Here is a 20,517-nt window from a genome sequence, read left to right on the forward strand (position 1 = left end):
AGATTACTTTATAAAAAGTAATTTGAATTATTAGTTAAATGGTTTTTTATGCTTAAATTGAATAAAAGTATGAACTTTCACGGTATAAATATGAATTTTATTCATCATTTTAATAACTATGCAATAAGCGAAATAAATGTTGAATTTAGTCGGAAAATATACATTTACAAATCGCAGAATGTGTACATATAGTTGTAATTGTAAATATTATCCGTTTTGAAATATTTATAAAAGGAGAAATTCATATGAAGGAAATACAAAAGCAATATGAAATTGTAGAAGAATTGGATGCAACAGTAGGGCAAGAAGCATTATGGATAGCTCATCAAATGGAATTAGAAAATGGAATGAACAATGAAGCTACCATAATAAAGCTAAAAGGAAATCTTCAAATAGATAACTTTAAGAAAGCGCTTACTTTAATGGTGCAATCTCACCCGGCGCTACGTACACTATTTATTAAGAGGGACGAAAAAATTAAACAATTCATTCAAAAGAGTATAGATTTTGATATACCAATTAAGGATTTAACTGCTTTTAAAAACACAGAACAAAAATTTATTTTAAAAAAATTCTTAGACTCTATAGTGAATGAGAAATTTAATTTAGAAGAAGGGCCTTTGTTTAAATTCCACATCATTAAATTGTGTGAAGATGAATTTATTTTACATATGATTTTTCATCACATTATTTATGATGGATGTAGTTTAGGGATTTTTATCCAACAATTGTCTCATACGTATTGTGAATTACTTCAAGAAAATACGGGTTTAGTATTTGAATCTCCTTATAAGAGCCTTGTAGAATTTGAGGAAGGTTTTATTGACAGTGCAATATATAGAGAAGGATCATCCTATTGGAAAGATTATTTACAAGGTGAATTACCTCCTACAGAGTTTCCTGCTACTATTAATAAAATGAATAAACCGATATATACGAACAAAAATATAAGTAAGAATATTGATGCCGATCTATTTTATCAAATACAATGTTTTGCTAAAAGAAATAACATAAGTGTCTATCGGGTTATGTTAAGTACTTATTGTGCCTTACTTCATCAAATGACAAATGCTGAAGAAATTATTGTAGGTATTCCAATTAATACTAGACCACAAACGGAAGAAGGGAATGCTTTTGGTTATTTTGTTAATACATTACCTATACGTATAACAATAGAAAAAGGTGATACATTTAAGGGAATACTTAACAAGGTGAATAAATCTGTTCATTTAGCTATTAAATATAAACATAATCCATATTCACATATAGTAAGAGATTTAAATCTAAATAATAATACACATCATAATATGATTTATTCAACAGCATTTAATACGGTAAGGATACCTCAATTGAAAATTCCCGATATTGAGTCCACAGTTTTAACAGATTGTAAAAGAGTAAATCCTTTTAACATGACCTGGAGAATAATGAGATATGAAGGGGAAACAGAGAATAAAATTGAGATTGACTATAATTCAGCATTATATAAACCAGATAGTATGAATGATTTAGTTGAAAGATATATATATTTGTTACAAAAACTAATGAAGAATGTGAACGAACCTATCCATTCATTGGATTTACTTTTAAAAAAGGATCATCGTTTATACAAAGATATAAACTCAAATACTCTTGCATATCCTAATTCAAAAACATTAGATCAATTAATTGATCTACAAGCATTAAAATCGCCAAATCAAATAGCGATTTCAATGGGGGATAAATCGATTACCTATTATGACTTGCAGCAAAGGTCAAATCAAATTGCGAATTATTTACGTGAAAATGATATAAAAAAGGGACAGCGTGTAAGTATTACTATGGTGAGAGAGATCGATACAATTGTATGCATTCTAGGTATACTAAAATCAGGTGGAGTTTATGTACCAATCGATCCAAAGTTTCCTGAAAAAAGAATAGAATTTATATTAAAAGATAGTGAAAGTCAAATGATTATTACAAAGAAAGAATTTAGGGGATTAATTGAAAGTTTTGCGATTCATACAATTTTTCTAGAGGATTTTCATTACACTAATTCTATAGAAAATATTGCGTCTACACATAACATAGAAGATGCTGCGTATATTATCTACACGTCAGGTTCAACCGGTTTACCAAAAGGAGTAGTTGTACCACATAGAGGAGTAATTAATTTATCATATTCATTAATGAATCAATTTAATTTAGACAAAAATGATGTATTTTTACAATTTGCAACAATGATTTTTGATGCCTCCATTATGGAAATGTTTCCGATTTTGTTATGCGGAGGAAGAATGCATGTAATTTCTGAAATGGAAAAACGTTCTGCAGAAGAATTTATAAATGTAATTAACAAGAATGGTATTACATTTGTTCTTTTACCAACTGCATTTTTTAAATTAATAGCTGATATGCCAAAAGAAATGTTGCTTAAATTAAATTCCTTAAAATGTGTATTTGTAGGAGGGGAAACCATACCTGCTGAATCAGTTCGTAAATGGCAAAGTAAAGTAGGGTTAAAGATTCCAATTCTTAACGCATATGGTCCTACTGAAGCTACTGTATGTACAACCATTTATGAAGTAAATCATGAGATAAAAGAAGAAACTTCTAATATCCCAATAGGTAAACCAATTGCTAATAGTAAAGTTTTCGTGGTCAGTCCGTTCAACACGTTATGTCCGTCAGGAGTAGTAGGTGAATTATTCATTGGTGGTGATGGGGTTGCGAAAGGATATATAAATCAAAAGAAAAAAACAGAAGAGGCATTTATTTCTTTCAAAAAATCATATAATCGCAATAAAAAAATATATCATACGGGGGACTTAGTACGTCTTTTACCAAATGGAAACTTAGAATTTATCGGAAGGAAAGATAATCAAGTAAAACTACGTGGGTATCGAATTGAGCTTGATGAAATAGAAAGGGCATTATTTAAACACCCAGAGGTAAAAGATGCAGTAGTAGTAACTTATCAAAATGACAAAATTGCTAGCTTTTATGTATCAAAAGACAATACAGAGATAAAACAAGAGAACTTAAAAACATTCTTAAGTGAAAGATTACCAGATTTTATGATGCCAAATTATATATTTCATCTTAAAACATTTCCATTATCACCAAGTGGTAAGGTTGATAGAAAAAAATTAGAATTACAAATCCCATCTTTACTTGAAAATATGCAAAATCAATATATACCACCAATAAGTGGCACAGAAAAAAGGCTGGCAAAAACATGGTCAGGGATTTTAAATTTAGGGAAATATAGAATCAGTAGAGATGACGACTTTTTTAAACTTGGGGGACATTCATTAATTGCTGTGCAAGTATTAAATCAAATTCAAAAAGAGTTTCATTTGAAAATAGAAATTAGAGATATTTTTGAGCATACAACAATTGCTAGTCTATCTGCTTACATCGATAAATTATTGGAAGTAAATCATGATAGGGAAGAACAGAAGATGCAAATATTAAAAGTTGCAGATAAGGAAAGTTATCAGTTATCAAGTGCTCAAAAAAGAATCTGGTTTTTAAATAAATCAAACGCTATTAATAGAGTATACGATACACCACTACACATATATATTGAGCCGAGTTTGAAAAAAGATATTTTACAGGACGCCATAAGGTTTTTAGTTGAACGACACGAGATGCTCCGCACAGTGTTTATTGAAAAAAATGGGGAGCCTAGACAAGTCATATTAAAATCAATAGCGATTGACCTGATACACCATGAGATTGAACACATGGCTAAAAAGGAACAACAAGAATATATACGTAGAACAATAAATCAAACGGATCATACACCATTTGATTTGGAAAATGGACCGCTTTTCCGGATTAGAATTTTTAATCTTGATAAGAAAAAATCCTATTTATATATCAATTTACATCACATTATTACTGATGAGTGGAGTGTAAGGAATTTATTAGATGAATTAATGAAGGTATATAGTGCCTTTGCTAAACGAAGAAATCCTGAGTTGCCAACTATTTCTAATCGATATGTAGATTATGTTGAGTGGGAACAGGAGCAGTTAAAATTAGGTCGGTGGGATACAGAAAAATCTTATTGGATGGCCGAACTTGCAGCACCTCTCCCTATACTAAATCTTCCTTTAGATTTTAGTAAGAATCATCAAAGTACAAATAGAGGTACAGTATTTGAAATGAAGTTAGATAATAAAATGAAAGAGTCTTTGAAACAAGTATGTGAACAAGAGAATGTTTCGATGTATATGCTATTTTTGGCAGCATATATTCAATTGTTACATTATCTAACGGATCAAAAAGATATTATTGTAGGTACACCGGTTGTTGGAAGGAATTATCAAGAATTTGAACAAATACAAGGTTTTTTTGTAAATACTTTAGCGATTAGAACAAAATTAAATGATGTGAAAAATTTAACACAGCTATTACAAGTAGTGAGAGAAAAATGTTTGAATTCTTTCCAAAACCAATCGTACCCATTTGATAAAGTAATTGAGCAAATAAATCCTGATAGAAGCTTTGGAAATAACCCGATCTTCTCTACTATGTTTAGTTATCAGAAAGATATTCTGCAGCAACATGATGCGTACAAGCTTCAATTGTTACCAAATAAACAAGATGTTAGCAAGTTTGACATTTCTTTAGCTGTTGAAGAAGGATTGGATTATGTAGGGATTTCATTTGAGTATGATATTAATCTCTTCAAGGAAGAGTCAATTAATAGGTTTACTCAAAATTTACTTACTATACTGGACGCATTTATTCATCAACGAACAGTAGCATTTGAAAATCTTTCATTCCTATCACAGGAAGAGGAATCTCTATATAAAAAGGTAAATCAGACAGAAAGAACATATCCTTATTTTCAAAATATACAGGAGCAATTCTATAAGCAAGTAGAAAGACAATCAAATCGGATTGCTATAGCGACTGAAACAGAGTCTTTAACATATAGGCAATTAAATAGGAGTTCTAATCAAGTAGCTCAAAATTTGCTTGATAAAGGTATAAAAAAAGGTGACAAGGTAGCCATATTTTTAGATAGAAGTATGAATAGTATCGTTTCTATGATTGGAATATTAAAAGCCGGTGCTGCCTATATACCAATCGATGTAAAATACCCTGAGGATAGAATAAATTATATAGTTCGTGACAGTGAGGCATGTAGAATTATAACGAGTAACAAATACAAAAGTCATTTGAATTTAAGTGAGTATAAGGTTTCAATAATAGAGGATATATATCGTACGACTATAAATGATGATGTGAAAATTTTAAATAAACCAGATGACTTGGCATATGTAATTTATACTTCAGGATCAACAGGTAAACCTAAAGGTACATTATTAACACATAAAGGAGTATTAAATTTAGTTGAATGGAGAAATGAAGTATTTCAGATTTCTCCAAATGATAAAGTAACACAGTTTTATTCCCATAGTTTTGATTCTTCCGTATCGGAAATTTTTTCTACCTTGTTAAATGGGGCGGAACTATATGTATTAAGTGATGAACAGCGCTATTCGACTGTCGCATATGCTCAAGCCATTCAAGAAACACAAGCAACTATTTCTGACTTGCCAACAGTATTTTTCAATGAATTATCGACTTCATTAACTAAACTGGATAGTGAAAAGATACGTTCTTTAAGATTTATAATAATGGGAGGGGAAGCTGCATCAACAAATGCTATTAGAAGTTGGCAAAGTACTTTTAAAAACCAAGTACAGCTTGTAAACGAGTATGGCCCTACTGAAGCAACTGTTTCAGCAATGTATTATTTCATACCAGTCTTAGAAAGCGAAAATAATCTTTTAGGAAGCATACCGATTGGTATTCCAATTTCTAATACAAAGGTTCATATATTGAATTCATATATGCAACATTGTCCGGTAGGGGGCATGGGTGAATTATATATTGAGAGTTTAGGATTGGCTCAAGGGTATTGGAAGCAGGAAGAGAAAACAAAACAGGCATTTATTTCGAATCCATTTTCGGAAGATAAGAGTAAAAGATTATATCGAACAGGTGATTTAGCAAGATGGTTATCAAATGGAAATATAGAATTTATGGGAAGAAAAGATAAGCAGGTTAAAATTAGAGGGCACAGAATTGAATTAGGAGAAATAGAAGATGCAATGTTACAACTTGAGGGGATAAGTCAGGCTGTGGTAACACAAACGAAAGATGGAATGTTACTGCAAGCTTATTATAAAACAGTGGACGGTATAGGGATAGAGAAAAATAAGTTAGCAATACATTTATCAAATGTATTGCCAGAATATATGGTCCCTAAATATTACTCTCATGTGTTAGAAATACCAATAACGGCGAACGGGAAAATTGATTTTGAAAAGCTGCCCAAAATAGAGTTTGATTATGAGCAAAACGATGAGTGCAAACTTAAACCTCAAACTAAAGTGCAAAAAAACATTGCAAAAGTATGGTCTGAAGTTCTAAACATAAAATCTATAGGTTTAAAAGATGATTTCTTTAATTTGGGTGGACATTCTTTAAAAGTTATGCCGGCATTAGTCAAATTAAAACCGTTATATCCTAACTTGAAAATTCAAGATTTCTTTAAGTATAGAACAATAGAAAAATTAGCCTCTCATATTGAAGAGATGGAAGATATGTCGTTCAAGAAAGAGAAAAATATGAATGTAGCTCGTATGGAAAATGAAACGAAAACGACTCCTGTTTATGAAACAACTAAATTAGAAGAATGTGAGTTAGATATGGTGAATTATCCAAAAGCAGTTTTTCTTACAGGGGCAACAGGATATTTAGGGGCATATATTTTAGAACGGTTATTACAGTTGCCATCTACGACTATATACTGTTTAGTAAGAAAAAATGAGAATCAAGTAATTGGTGCAAAGTTAAAAGAAAGAATGGAGTTTTATTTCGGTAAAGAAATCCTTCAAAAGTTAGAGGAGAGAGTAGAATTAATTGAAGGAGATTTATCTTTGATGAATCTAAGTCTAGATTCAAAGCAATTGGACCATTTAAAGAATAAGGTAGAGTCAATCATACATTGTGGTGGAGAAGTTAGACACTATGGAGAACGTGAGCATTTTCAAAAGGTAAATGTTCAGTCTACAAAATACTTATTGGAATTAGCTAAGAACACAAATGCACGTTTTCATTATATATCGACTTTAAGTGTAGTAGGTCAGGCTGAAAGCGATCCAAAAGAATTTGAATTCTTTGAGTCTAATTTTGATAGAGGGCAAAATTTAGATAATCTGTACCTAGAAAGTAAGTTTCAAGGCGAGAAAATGGTCAGAGAAGCAATGGAAAATGGAGTTCGTGCCACGATATACCGTGTGGGGAATTTAGTGGGTAACTCTAAAACAGGTAAATTTCAATACAATATTAATGAAAACGCATTTTATAGATTATTAAAAGGGATATGCCTATCTAGCATAGCACCTGACATCAATACGTATGTAGATTTAACGCCTGTAGACTATGGAAGTTTAGCTATTACTGAATTATCCTATAAGGTCAATACAATAAATAAAACCATGCATATTTGTAATCCAACTCAGCTTAAATGGGACCAATTTATTAATAGTTTACAAGCTTTTGGATACGACATTATGTTAATGAAACAAGAAAAGTATATAGAGAAGTTTTTTAATACGAATCTAACCACTGATGAACAGAAAGCTTTAGAGCTCATAATGCCTTTATTAGAATCTGTAGAAGAGCTATCAGTAGCTATACCATCTTGTTTATACACGCAAGGATACTTAAAGAATGTACATTGTTTAGAACCAAATCAAGAGTATATCAATTTGTTATTAAATTATGCTATGAGTATCGAGTTTTTACCAACCATTAAAGAACCAATATTGCTATAGAATATATAATCGATTTTGAATAGATTGGTCTATAAAATATGAAGTTTTGAATGTTTGCTTACTTACTTCCCCTTATCGTTTGGGAAATTAAAAAGAACTTGTAGTTTTATCTACAAGTTCTTTTCAATTAAAAGGTTTATACATTTAGTTGGTTGGATAATATTTCAATTCTTCATATTACAAACAGAAGAAATTAACTAAGACAAATAATTATTTTTAATTAGAGAAAAAATACAATTTTATATTAAGACCAAATCCATCGATCATCAGTTAATGCTTGAGAATCATTAACTTTTTCAATCTCATCTGTTATCGACCACTCATTACTTCTTTCAGCGTTCGCCATGTGCACTTTAACTTTTTCACCTACATTAAATTTCTGCCCGTGTGTCAAATAAACTGTAACATTACGTTTACTTCCGTCATTTCCAGTATATTGAACAATTACATAATTATATTCTTCTATTCCAGATTTAAACTTATCTACTTTTGTAACATGTCCTATTTCATATTCGTATGCAAAAACATGTTTTAAATAACTTCCCTGGTGTAATGTATCAGTACCTTGAACCTTTTCAATTGACTCTGCAATCATATAGTCCGTAAAATTACGCATTATTGCACCAGTAGCTTTTACTTGATCACCAACTTTTACATTTGGTGTAGAGTTTAAATAGATACTAATAGGTTCTGAATACTTTGTTGACTCAACAGAGATAACATTATCAGTAACCTCAACTACACGCCCTTCAATTGTTGATAAATTTGACTCGATAGAAGCTGCACTTGCTTTTGTTACTTCTAATCCTGGTAGATTTGTGCCTGCAAGAGCTGCAATTCCTAATGCACCAGCTAAAATGATTTTTTTCATACCTTATAACATCTCCATTCCGATTGTATTTAAATGTGCAGTTAGGTTTAATTCGTAAATAACTTTCTTATATCACCTAACATGTAATCATTATAGTTACATTAAGAATGATTATCAACTACAATTGAAATGTAATTTTGCATAATAATAAATCTTGATTTAATAATTTATCATTCAAATGGAAAGGAAGATGTGTATGTATGAAATTGTTACCGTAGAGCAAAAAGGAACCTTCGTGCGAAATGGGGAAAGAAAAATCCTAGGCGTAAATGGTCAACATATGAATTTCCTAATTAAACCGTGTAAAATTATAACTGTGAAAAAATTATACAAGGTTAGGTTATCTCTTCGAGAGGATATTAAGGAGAAGTGTAAGGAAATCGAAGGATTAAGAGAGAAATACAAGCCATTTAATACATCTAAAAAAGAAGAAATAGGCTACCATGACTGACTATTTCTATTTTTTATTGCAAATTAATCCGCTGAATCCACCTGTTTTTTTAGAGCTCTAAAAGATGGGGAAACAAATTTTAACATACCGACTCGAAAACTTTGACTCTTAGAAAACATTTATAAAATGATTGTAAAGTAAATAAAGCTAAACAGATTTTATCAATAGTAAAAATATTTACATAATAGTAAAATATAGGTATATGATTTCGTAATAAAGACAAAAAATAAAGAGGGGATAAGGAAAATGAATTTAAAACAATTAGGGATTATATTATTAGGAACCGTAACACTTGTGTTTAGTACTACAAATTTTGTAGATGCTGCTAGAAAACAGAAAGAATTTAGAGATACGGAGCCAAATAATACACTTGAAACAGCCAATAGATTAGATTTGGGGTATGATTGTGTGGTTTATGGCAATTTAAATTTAGACGATAAAGACGGTATAGATATCTTTAGATTTTCCCCAAGTGATACCATGAAAGTTGAAGTTACTTTGCAGGGAATGCATGATGATAATGATTTTGATCTATTTGTACGAAATTCGAAAGGTAAAATAATTAAAAAATCTTTGAACCTTTCTAATGATATGGAAAAAATCGTCTTTGAAGCAGAAGAATGGGAAGACTATTATATTGAAGTAAGTTCATCGGTAAGAGGGAATGAAGATAATAACTTTGATTATATTTTAGTAGCAGAAAAATATTAAAACTAGTAAATTTAGAGGCCATCCAATTGGGTGGTTTTTTGTTTTTTCAAGAGATATATGCGTAAAGCCAGTTGGGGTTATTTTTTCGAAGTATTATTTTTACTTAGTGGCTTATCAAACGAAGTATGACTTTGAATTGTAATAGTAAATGAATGAATTGATTAACCTATAAAAACGTAGGAATTAAATATTTCTACGTTTTTTTGTACATAACTTTTAAATAAACAGGTTGTTTTTTGAAAAAGTTGAAAGATGGTATTTATATTGGCGCGAATATCTATTACAATGGACCCTATAAAAAAAGTAGTCGCAAGTGCTACTACTTTTTTTCAAAAACATTATGATTCAAATAACACATTTAGCGTAAACTTGCGTTTAATGGTACTTGAGAATAAACTGTGAAATTGTTACCATAAGTACCGTGTCTTGAAAATGAGGAAGAAATTGAACCGTTCCAACTTTTGTAGGTAGCCCCAGATGTATCTGTTCTTAGAAGTACGTTTGAAAAGCTAGCTTGGCTAAAGGAATTACGTCCAGTATCTTCAACCCCCTGAACCATTTTTACTGGTTCATATTGAGAAAATGAGCCATATACAGGCTGATTTGCATATCTAGGGTTTCCATTTACATACATAGTAACCGTACCATTTCCGTTATTAACTATTTTAAGATTTACTCGATCACCATCTTTAATTGACGCATCAAACTGTGTGTTCCAATATTTACTGTTTTGACCTGATTCATTATATCCTGAATTTAGAAATACTTTATATCCACTTGGTGTTTTGGAAATACCACCCTCAACTTTAGATGCTCCAATACCTAAATACCAATTCACATACCCATCTTTAACAACAACTGATTTTGGTAGATTTATATCAGCTGCAATCCCGGTATAGGTACTATTTGTAACACTTTTTACAGCACCTTCTGTAGCTGCAAAACTAGTAGTTGAAAACATTGATAGAGAAATTAGAAGTGAACCAACTAGATACATCATTTTTTTCTTACTTTTTCTTAATACTTGATTCATTTTAGATCCCCCATATTTTAAATTATTAAATTGTATGGAAAGTTGGCCAACTAACTACAACTTACAAATTAAAGATATATCAGGTTTCATTTAATGTATATATTTTCCTGTTATAAGTCATCGAAATGTCAAATAAATTTGTTTTTTCATATTTATCAATATAGGTGGAGTTGACAGATTAAAGTGGTATGTCTATTTAAATGTAAGAAGATTTTGTTAAAAATACTATTAAAACCTATAAATATGTTGTAGATAATATGTACTACGGTTCGTTTTGGAGAGAAAAATATGGAATGAATATAGTGGGATTTATCAAAGAGTATATCTGAAATGTTTAGAAATAGATTAAAAACAAAGGAAATAAATGAATCGTTTTTGTTAAGGAATTCATTGAAATAGTTCGTAGATGAAGGGGAATATATGATTTAAAAGACATGTATTTCCTATATAAAAGAAGAAAGGGGATCCAGCTATGGGAATTACAAATACAAGATCGAAGTTAGATAATGTAGCTATTGAAGAGGCTATAAAGGCATTAAAAGATGAAAATGAATGTTTACGTATGGAAATCGATTACTTAAAAAAGTTAAAGGTCTTCGTTCAAAAAGAGATGGAATTACAGAACAAGACAAAGCAAAAGTAATTTATCTTAAAAAATTCGAAGGTATGGAACATATTAAGATAGTATTAGATAATTATATAGTTTATTACAATCGTAAAAAAATCAAAGTACAGTTAAAAAGAATGAGTCCAGTATAATACCGGACTCACATTCAAACAGCCGCTTAATTTTTTGTTTAATTCTTCAGGTCCAGTTCATCATAGGCGATCGATTGTTGGCTTGCTACGCGTAGTGATTGCTATTCTTTAACTCATCTCATATTACGTTAGTTTAAATATTGAGAGTAAAAGAATAGGAATAGAAAAATTAATGTTTTGCTAAATAATCTATTAAAGAAACTTAAAGGAATAACAAGTTCTCCTATTGTAAGGATTTTAAGTTTATCCTTATTTAGTCCTTTTATTAATTCTTTTAATGTTTGGAAGTTTATTTTATTAACGAAAGACCAACTTGGCACAGCTTTTGTATCTGAACCTATTTTGAAAATGATATGAATACTATGTGCATGAAAACCGCCTATTATTAAAATAAGCATAAATCCTAAAATAATGAACCAAGTCATTTTTCAACATCTCCTTTCAGTATTTAATATTAAGATATTAAACCTGTTGAGAAAGTGTGCTGTTGTCCATGAAAAATATTGAGAAATTGTTGAGGAAACGTTGAAAATGTTGTAATGCGATTGATTGTAGCGGAGTTAATAATGCTTGTCATATTATATGTGTGAAAAAAGGAAATAGGAAAGAGAACAGTTGCGTAGACTGTTCTCTTAAGGAGCGGAAGCGCTGAACATTTTCAATGACAATGATTCAACCATTCCGTTAATAGTATGTGTAAATATTTATAATCTAAACAAGAAAGGCGGTTATTAAAAATAACCGCCTTGCCTCAGGGAGAATCCAAGAAAATTAGAGATTAATTATGGATACAGATTGGCTGTTACCAATCTATTCGTAGTATTGGAAATAATTCTATAAATTATTCATAAGTTAAAATCTCAATTCATCGTTGGATAAGTGACACGCAAAGTAAAAAGAGCACTTTTTAAAAGTGCTCTTTTTAAGATGTGCATTAGGACTTGAAAGAGGCATCAATGACAATTTAGAAGGAGATATCTCTATACAACATATGGAGATACTATGGAAGCGTGACGATAAAAAATAAAAAGAGCAGTTAGAATGAACTAACTGCTCAGCTCCAGGGGAATTGGAGACTTGGTATTTTATATTATTAGCAAACTTACGGTGTATTATTCAATAGTAGATATAGATGGTTAATTATTAATATTGTATTAGTGCATTTTATCCTTTAAATATTGTTCCTCCATTAGTAACATGGGACTCTCCAATTTCCCCAACTTCTTCAACAAGAATAAGCGGTAAATTATTATTACCTTGTTTATTATTTCTGTTCATAGCATTAAAGATAAATTGTGCGTACTGTTCTCTAGATACCTTCATATAAGGACTATAGTTATTGTTACCTGTGCCTTCCGCAATATGATTGGAATGAATCGCATGAATCGCATCCTTTGCCCAATATCCATTCGGTATATCTTTAAAAGTAAATGCTCCCGTTGCTTTTAGCTGGAATGCCTTCGTTAATACAGAAGCCATTTCAGCGCGTGTTAAAGTATCCTTAGGGCGGAAGTTACCATGTTCATCTCCAGTGAAGATTCCTAAGTTTGTGAGAGATAAAATCTCCTTTGAGTAATGGGTTGTGAGAGAATTGATATCTGAATAAGGATTAGTATATGTTTCTTTATTTTCTGGTTTGAGGTAATTGTACATAAGAATGGCAACTTGTTCTCGTGTTACATCATCCCCAAAGCCAAATATCCCATTTCCATATCCAGATAGGATCTGTTTTTCTTTTAAGTCATGTATGGCTGTAAATGACCAGTGGTTTTGTGGTACATCAATAAAGCCATCTTCGGCATGGGCGGTATAATGTCCAACTCCAACTATTGTTAAGGTACTAATAGATAGTGCAGTGCATAATGTAACTAATTTTATTTTCATAACATTTCCTCCCTAAAAGCGATATATTATTTTAATAAGTACACTTAAACCTATTATAATTATATATAAATATAAAGTATTTGATAGATATATTTATGTAGATATAAAATATAATGGTGCCATATTTAAAAATTGGAGATGGACTAGTAACTAGATTTGGATAAAATCTTGTTGATTTTATAAAGGGGAAAGGGATAGTTTCAATTATCGAGACAGTAAAAGGACAAGTAAAAAGGATTAACTTTGAAGAAAGTGTGTTGTTTTAATTGTATTAGGAGTTTTAATCATCGTTTAATTACCTGCCCTATATGAATGGATAAATTGGAAAGAAGTCTTTGTATATTCTATAGGCTTAATTCTATGTATGATACTTGGGCACTTTGGGTTACTATGTATTGTATGAGGTATCCTTATAGCAATAGGAATTAGTGTAATATAGAAAAAGGAACCCAGAAGGGTTCCTTTTCTTATTCCGATCTATCTTAAGCGCATATAAGATAATGTTATTTTACATCTTAATATTAGGAATTACAATGAACAAAATGAAGGAATTGAATAAATAAAAAGATTTCAATATATTATAAAAAGAGCCACATTTAAATAACTCTTTTCTTGTAAATTATTTTTTTACCTTCCCAAAAGAAACACTTAGTTTATATGTATTATCTACTTGAACTTCTCTACCATCTAATTCAAAAGTTTGTCTTGTTTTCGGTAGGCTTGGATTATTAACTATAGAATATAAATAATCTCCTTTTGTCGGCAGCAATTGATTGAATAATGCTTTGATAGGCTCATTAATTGCAGAATCTTTACTCTCGATAAAAATTATAGAGTCCCAATAACCACCACCGTTACCATATGGGAATATAGTTATAATGTCAGACATAGGGTCAGCTTTTTTTCCATGGAGATTATATCCAAGTGTTCCATATTCCTCATCCCTATCAACAAAACCTAAAGATTTTGCAAGGTTAATTAATTCTGAGGATCTATCTTCTTTACCATGAATGAAGATTGAATTGTACATGAACTTAGCAAACTGTTCCCTTGTTACGCTATATTGCCCACCGTACTGATTTTGTCCGACACCACTTGTTATCCCATTGCTATACAAGGCACGTACGTAGTCTGTTGCCCAATGCCCCCTTGGTATATCATTGAATGGCACATTCCCTTTAACTTCTAAACCAAAAGCTTTTTGAAGAATAACAGCCATTTCATAACGAGTTAACGTATCATCAGGTCGGAATTTATCTGTATTGTCTCCACTCATAAAACCTGCATGTACAACAGCTTTGATATTACTTTCAAACATATGTCCTTTGATATCTGAAAAGTTTTTACCATAATAATTGTCATCCCGTAAACCGTAATATTTAGAAATGATAGCAGAAACTTGCCCACGTGTTACTTTGTCCCCAAATCCAAAATTTCCATTACCATACCCACTTATTACATCCTTATCAGCTAAATAATAAATCGATTCTTCAGACCAGTGTCCTTGTGGTACATCGTTGAAATGTTTAGTCTGTGCATGTGTTGGATTTGTTGCGCCAAATAAAGTAGCAGCAATTAAACCAGTTGCGATTACGTTTTTGAATTTCATAGTTAATTTCTCCCAAAATAAATTTTTTGATTTTATATACAATATATATCTATAATACATATTAATATTTATATAGACATTAGTATAGATGTAAATTGTGCTTTTTGTAAAAAGTTGGTATGTGATATTTATTAGTTGAAATATTCACTTTGAGCTAGTTGTTATGTTAATGAGAGGAACGACGCCTAAGGGTAGAGGTATTTACAAATTTTAAAAGAATTCCTTTTGTGTACCAAGAAGCAAAATATTTTTATGATAAAATATAGAAAAAGATGATTAAGAAGGGATAATTAAAGTGAAACCAACAATTTATGATGTTGCGGAAAAAGCAGGTGTATCAATAGCAACTGTATCCAAGGTAATTAATCAAACTGGGCGTATTAGTGAAAAAACAATAAACAAAGTAAATCAGGTAATGGATGAATTAGATTACCAGCCAAGTAGTGTAGCAGCAGCGTTAACAGGTAAAAAAACATATACGATTGGGGTACTTGTCCCAGATATCTCAAACCCATTTTTTGCAGAAGTAGCAAGAGCCTTTGAAAATAGTGCACGAGAATCAGGGTATACACTCATTTTATGTAGTACAGATCATCAAACAAAACGTGAGCATGAATACATTGATTTATTATTTAAAAAGCAAGTAGATGGCATTATTATTGCAACGGAACTAAATGATTATAAACTTGTAAAAAAAATCGTGAATCGAGATTTGCCACTTGTATTATTCACTGTAGATCATCCTTCCATCACCACTCATGTTGTGACAACTGATGATATGAGGGGAGGCTATCTAGCTGGAAGTTATCTAACGCAGAAAGGCCATACATCTTTAACGATTATGATGGAGAAGGATAGAAAAAGTAGCTTAGGGAGACTGACTGGTTTCAAACAAGCTCTTACGGATTCAGGGATTTCATTAGATGATGAGGCTATCATTAGCTGCTATTCGACAGTGGAAGATAGTAAACGTGCAAGTAAGGAATTACTTTATTTGCCTAACAGGCCTACAGCGGTTTTTGCTTGTACAGATTTGATTGCTATATGCCTTATGAATGAAGCAAGAAAACAAGGGCTTTCAATTCCGGAAGATTTATCGATTATCGGATTTGATAATACAATCTACGCTGAGATTGCAGATCCAGGGTTAACGACGATTGAACAGCCAATTACACAAATGGCAGCCTGTACGTTTGAACAACTCTTAAAAACGATGGAAATGAAGGAGCATGCTAAGCAAAAAATTACAATTATTCCTCAGTTAGTAGAGCGATCCTCAGTAAAGGATATTACATGATAGATTTTTTATAAGCCTATTTGAATGTAACAAAAGAAGGTCATCGTAACTAAGTATAGTTAGGATGACCTTCTTTTATATTTAGGATTTATACAGAGAATTGTTCACCGCTTTTCGTATTTAAATCCTGCTCCATCTTATTTTCCTTTGGAATAGTAAGGAAATGAGTTAAAAATGCACCAAAGAAATACAAACCAGCAAAGATCCACATCACGCCGCCGACACCTAATGGACCGATAAAGGCAGTAACTACTAATGGTCCAACAAATGCTGATAATCCTGAACCTAAATTTAAAACAGACATTGCAGCTCCTTTATTTTCAGGAGATAAAGATGGGACTAATGCTGTAAGAGGTACATAACCGGCAAGTGTTGCTCCATAGCAACAGGCAACAAATAATATTGCCCAATAATTATGTCCTACCATTTGTGGTACATAATAGAGTGCAAGAGTTACAATTCCACAACCGACTCCTCCGAACCATTTAATTGTATTTACCCAACCAAACTTGTCTCCAACAATACCAAAAATAATATTAAACACCATATTTACAAAGAATAGAGTCCCCCAAATTTGAAGCCATTCAGTCATCGTAAAATTGTATTTCATCATATAGGTAGGTAGGAAAATAACAAATCCAAACTGAGCCGCCGAGTTTATAATTTTAACAATACCACCTATACCAACTTTAGGATTTTCAAATGCGATGGTAATGCCTTTTAGTAATTCGCTTGATTTGTTAGCACTTACGGTTTGTGCTTTAAATTTATCCTTATTTACAACAATTGAGAATAATCCCCCGACGACAACAAAAATTAAAGCGCTCCATAATGTAGCAATTTCTCCGATTTTCGGAACCATATAACTAGAATAAAAGGCTCCTATAACACTAAGCCCCAGCTGGAATACAAACCAGAACCAGCCAACTGCTCTTGAAAGCATTTGTTGAGGCGTACTGTAAGATACCCAAACTAGAAACGAATAAGCAAATAAGGGATAACCGAACCCTCGTAGGGCATAGCAAATTAATATTACGGGATAATTCATATGTTGAATTCCTATACCTATAAACCCGATTGAACCTAAAATGAATGATATTAAACCAAACGTCATGACTTTTCTTGGTCCCCACATTTGTACAAATACCCCCGAAAACCAAGAAGAAGCAGATACAGTAATTCCGTAAATAGTAAACAGGAAAGCCGCGTGTTCTAGCGTTAGTCCTTGTTCAACGAGATAAGGGGATAACCATCCCTGTTCTAACCCGTCCCCAATCATAAAAACGATAATTCCTATGTATCCCCAAGTTAAATTAGAAGGGATCCCAATCCTGTCCATAAATGTTTTGTTTGAACTAATAACGTTCATTCTCCCACCACCGATAAGTTATTTTAGGTTAAGCGCTTAATTCTTTTTGATAAAAAAAGTATACGCTTACATTATGAGGTCGTCAATTAAATTTTTTGACAATTTACAACTTTCTTTTATAGAGTCATTCTATTTACTTATTGGACAATAAAATAATAGTGAGTATGAAAAGAAAGAAATACCTTATAGATGGGGGATTACTATTTAAAAGGCTTCGTTATCTTTGTTATATCAGTATTTTAAAAGAATATATTTATAGCTTTTTAGATGATTTATTTCTAATTCTTATTTTTTATTTTTATGTAATACGTTTATTGAGGGAACTTAAAATTCGGATGAAAAGGGGAGTATTCATAAAAATAAAAATGTTTTCAATTTAGAATCAAGTGTGTATAATGAAGAAAAATAGGGAAAGCGCTTAACTGATTTGATACGCTAAACCCTATAGACTTTCATTTCGTTTCTTAAATTTTAATATAGAGGGAGAAATCATATGAACGTTTTAAAGATTGGGATTATTGGTGCTGGGCGAATTGGGAAACTACATGTTGATAATTTGCAACTTATGCCACAAGTAAAAATTAAAGCGGTTTCAGATGTAGTAATTAGTCATCTAGAAAAGTGGGCTCAAGATAAAGGGATTTCTACTCTGACTACAAACTATCAGGATTTATTAGCAGATCCAGAAATTGATGCTGTCTTTATTTGTTCACCAACAAATACACATGCGCAAATTATTAAAGAAGCAGCTCTTGCGAAAAAACATATTTTCTGTGAAAAACCTGTTAGTTTCTCAGTAGAAGAAACATTAGAAGCATTAGAAGTGGTAAAAGAACAGGGAGTATCTCTTCAAGTAGGATTTAATCGTCGTTTTGATCCGAACTTCAGGAAAGTTTATGATCTGATTCAACAAGGTGAAGTGGGGCAGCCACATATTTTAAAAATTACGTCTCGGGATCCACAACCGCCAAGTATAGAATACGTTCGCTCTTCAGGCGGATTGTTTATGGATATGATGATTCATGATTTTGATATGTCTCGTTATGTGATGAATAGTGAAGTCGTTGAAGTATTTGCATATGGAACAACATTAATTGATCCATCCATTCAGGAAGTAAATGATGTGGATACAGCAATTGTCACATTAAAGTTTGCGAATGGAGCTTTAGGGGTAATTGATAATAGCCGCCAAGCTGTTTATGGATATGACCAGCGTGTGGAAGTGTTTGGTGAAAAAGGCGCGGTTGCTGCGGATAATTGCTGCCCGACAACAGTTCAAGTGTCAAAAACAGAAGGTATTGTAAAAGATAAGCCGCTTTATTTCTTCTTAGAGCGCTACACGCAAGCTTACATTGAGGAAGTAACACAATTTACAAAGTCAATTATAGAAGGACAAGCTGTTATTTGCAGTGGTAATGATGGATTACAAGCAGAGCGAATTGCGAAGGCTGCGAAGGAATCCTTACTAACAGGAAAACCTGTACAAATTGAACATAAACAGCCTGCATTAAATCAATAAAGAGAGCGCTTACTTCTAGATGGATAAAGAGTAATGAATAGTAGGTTTAAAAAATATGAACCTTATCATTCATCCATAAAGCATGGGAGGTAGTAATAATGAATCCACTTATTTTTAAAGAAGATTGTCCATTAGACCTAATTGCAGTTGGACGTTTATGCGTTGACTTAAATGCCAATGAAACACAACGTCCTATGGAAGAAACAAGAACGTTTACTAAGTATGTGGGAGGTTCTCCTGCCAACATTGCGATTGGTGCGGCGCGTCTCGGCTTACAGACAGGATTTATCGGTAAAGTGTCCGACGATCAAATGGGCCGCTTTATTACAGGGTATCTACAGGACAATAAGATTAATACAGATCAGATATGTATCGACCGTACAGGTGCAGTGACAGGTCTAGCATTTACAGAAATTAAAAGCCCTGAGGATTGCAGTATTTTAATGTACCGCGACAATGTCGCAGATTTAAACCTTGATCCAACAGAGGTATCTGAGGACTATATTAAACAATCAAAAGCACTCTTAATTTCAGGAACAGCTTTAGCGAAAAGTCCTTCTCGCGAGGCGGTATTTTTAGCATTAGAATATGCGCGTAAGCATGATGTAGTTGTATTTTTTGATGTAGATTACCGCCCTTATACATGGCAGTCAGAAGCTGAAACGGCTGTGTATTACAACCTAGCGGCTGAAAAATCTGATGTCATTATTGGAACGCGTGAAGAATTCGATATGATGGAAAAACTATTAAACTACGAACAATCTAATGACCAAGTTACGGCTGAAAGATGGTTTTCTCATCATGCGAAAATCGTTGTAATTAAACATGGCGGTGATGGTTCAATCGCTTATACGAGAGACGGTCAATCTCACCGCGGCGGTATCTTTAAAACAAAGGTGTTAAAGACGTTTGGCGCTGGCGACTCGTATGCTTCTGCGTTTATTTATGGCCTAATGCAAGGGCTTGAGATTCCTCAAGCGATGCGATTAGGTGGTGCTTCTGCTTCAATCGTTATTTCTAAACATAGTTGTTCTGATGCAATGCCAACAAGAGCAGAGATTTCTGCATTCATGGAAACGGCTGAAGAATTGGTATAAAAACTTCATAAATCAATAATCAAGTAAGGGCGTATCCTACTGGACGATTCTACATTACATAAAAGGGAGAGAA

At 32.1% G+C, this 20,517-nt stretch carries 14 protein-coding genes; 8 read left to right on the top strand and 6 right to left on the bottom strand.

Annotated elements, in window-relative coordinates:
* Positions 1 to 245 precede the first annotated feature (245 nt).
* Positions 246 to 7,844 (top strand): non-ribosomal peptide synthetase, encoded by a 7,599-nt coding sequence (locus DT250_RS04480; protein ID WP_149212647.1) that lies wholly within the window; start codon positions 246 to 248, stop codon positions 7,842 to 7,844.
* Between the two features lie 244 nt (positions 7,845 to 8,088).
* Here DT250_RS04480 and DT250_RS04485 read toward each other — a convergent pair whose 3' ends face one another.
* Positions 8,089 to 8,715 carry an ATP F0F1 synthase subunit alpha gene (locus tag DT250_RS04485; protein WP_097816769.1) on the bottom strand — a complete coding sequence of 209 codons (627 nt, stop codon included), beginning with the start codon at positions 8,713 to 8,715 and terminating at the stop codon, positions 8,089 to 8,091.
* Positions 8,716 to 8,911: 196 nt separating this feature from the next.
* Here DT250_RS04485 and DT250_RS04490 point away from each other — a divergent pair, with 196 nt between their 5' ends.
* Both DT250_RS04490 and DT250_RS04495 read left to right on the top strand, forming a co-directional pair.
* Positions 8,912 to 9,166, top strand: a complete 255-nt coding sequence (locus tag DT250_RS04490; RefSeq protein WP_098654071.1) for a hypothetical protein — start codon at positions 8,912 to 8,914, stop codon at positions 9,164 to 9,166.
* 246 nt (positions 9,167 to 9,412) lie between these two features.
* Complete coding sequence (locus tag DT250_RS04495; RefSeq protein WP_149212648.1) at positions 9,413 to 9,877, top strand: hypothetical protein; 465 nt, start codon at positions 9,413 to 9,415, stop codon at positions 9,875 to 9,877.
* Between the two features lie 358 nt (positions 9,878 to 10,235).
* On the opposite strand, the gene DT250_RS04500 is transcribed toward DT250_RS04495, so the two are convergent.
* Positions 10,236 to 10,910 carry a hypothetical protein gene (locus DT250_RS04500; RefSeq protein WP_149212649.1) on the bottom strand — a complete coding sequence of 225 codons (675 nt, stop codon included), beginning with the start codon at positions 10,908 to 10,910 and terminating at the stop codon, positions 10,236 to 10,238.
* Between the two features lie 472 nt (positions 10,911 to 11,382).
* Between DT250_RS04500 and DT250_RS31600 the strand changes: the two genes are divergently transcribed.
* Together DT250_RS31600 and DT250_RS31605 are read left to right on the top strand one after the other, a co-directional pair.
* On the top strand, positions 11,383 to 11,553 hold the full coding sequence (locus DT250_RS31600) for a hypothetical protein (RefSeq protein ID WP_046955328.1): 171 nt from the start codon (positions 11,383 to 11,385) through the stop codon (positions 11,551 to 11,553).
* Between the two features lie 23 nt (positions 11,554 to 11,576).
* Complete coding sequence (locus tag DT250_RS31605; RefSeq protein WP_179952832.1) at positions 11,577 to 11,669, top strand: IS3 family transposase; 93 nt, start codon at positions 11,577 to 11,579, stop codon at positions 11,667 to 11,669.
* 128 nt (positions 11,670 to 11,797) lie between these two features.
* Here the strand turns inward: DT250_RS31605 and DT250_RS04510 are convergent, their stop codons facing one another.
* The 3 genes from DT250_RS04510 to DT250_RS04520 all read right to left on the bottom strand — a co-directional run bounded on the left by DT250_RS04510 (position 11,798) and on the right by DT250_RS04520 (position 15,162).
* Positions 11,798 to 12,094 (bottom strand): hypothetical protein, encoded by a 297-nt coding sequence (locus DT250_RS04510; RefSeq protein ID WP_046955327.1) that lies wholly within the window; start codon positions 12,092 to 12,094, stop codon positions 11,798 to 11,800.
* A gap of 739 nt (positions 12,095 to 12,833) precedes the next feature.
* Positions 12,834 to 13,553: an S-layer homology domain-containing protein gene (locus DT250_RS04515; protein ID WP_149212651.1), complete on the bottom strand. Its 720-nt coding sequence runs from the start codon at positions 13,551 to 13,553 to the stop codon at positions 12,834 to 12,836.
* Between the two features lie 619 nt (positions 13,554 to 14,172).
* Complete coding sequence (locus tag DT250_RS04520; RefSeq protein WP_149212652.1) at positions 14,173 to 15,162, bottom strand: S-layer homology domain-containing protein; 990 nt, start codon at positions 15,160 to 15,162, stop codon at positions 14,173 to 14,175.
* 295 nt (positions 15,163 to 15,457) lie between these two features.
* Between DT250_RS04520 and DT250_RS04525 the strand changes: the two genes are divergently transcribed.
* Complete coding sequence (locus DT250_RS04525) at positions 15,458 to 16,459, top strand: LacI family DNA-binding transcriptional regulator (protein ID WP_149212653.1); 1,002 nt, start codon at positions 15,458 to 15,460, stop codon at positions 16,457 to 16,459.
* An 88-nt stretch (positions 16,460 to 16,547) separates the two neighbouring features.
* Here DT250_RS04525 and DT250_RS04530 read toward each other — a convergent pair whose 3' ends face one another.
* Complete coding sequence (locus tag DT250_RS04530; protein WP_149212654.1) at positions 16,548 to 17,828, bottom strand: MFS transporter; 1,281 nt, start codon at positions 17,826 to 17,828, stop codon at positions 16,548 to 16,550.
* Between the two features lie 493 nt (positions 17,829 to 18,321).
* Here DT250_RS04530 and iolG point away from each other — a divergent pair, with 493 nt between their 5' ends.
* Both iolG and iolC read left to right on the top strand, forming a co-directional pair.
* Positions 18,322 to 19,347: an inositol 2-dehydrogenase gene (gene iolG / locus DT250_RS04540; RefSeq protein WP_149212656.1), complete on the top strand. Its 1,026-nt coding sequence runs from the start codon at positions 18,322 to 18,324 to the stop codon at positions 19,345 to 19,347.
* A 98-nt stretch (positions 19,348 to 19,445) separates the two neighbouring features.
* Positions 19,446 to 20,444: a 5-dehydro-2-deoxygluconokinase gene (iolC, locus tag DT250_RS04545; protein ID WP_016135862.1), complete on the top strand. Its 999-nt coding sequence runs from the start codon at positions 19,446 to 19,448 to the stop codon at positions 20,442 to 20,444.
* The last annotated feature ends 73 nt before the right edge of the window (positions 20,445 to 20,517 follow it).

This window comes from Bacillus sp. AR2-1, assembly GCF_008368755.1.
Classification (GTDB): domain Bacteria; phylum Bacillota; class Bacilli; order Bacillales; family Bacillaceae_G; genus Bacillus_A; species Bacillus_A wiedmannii.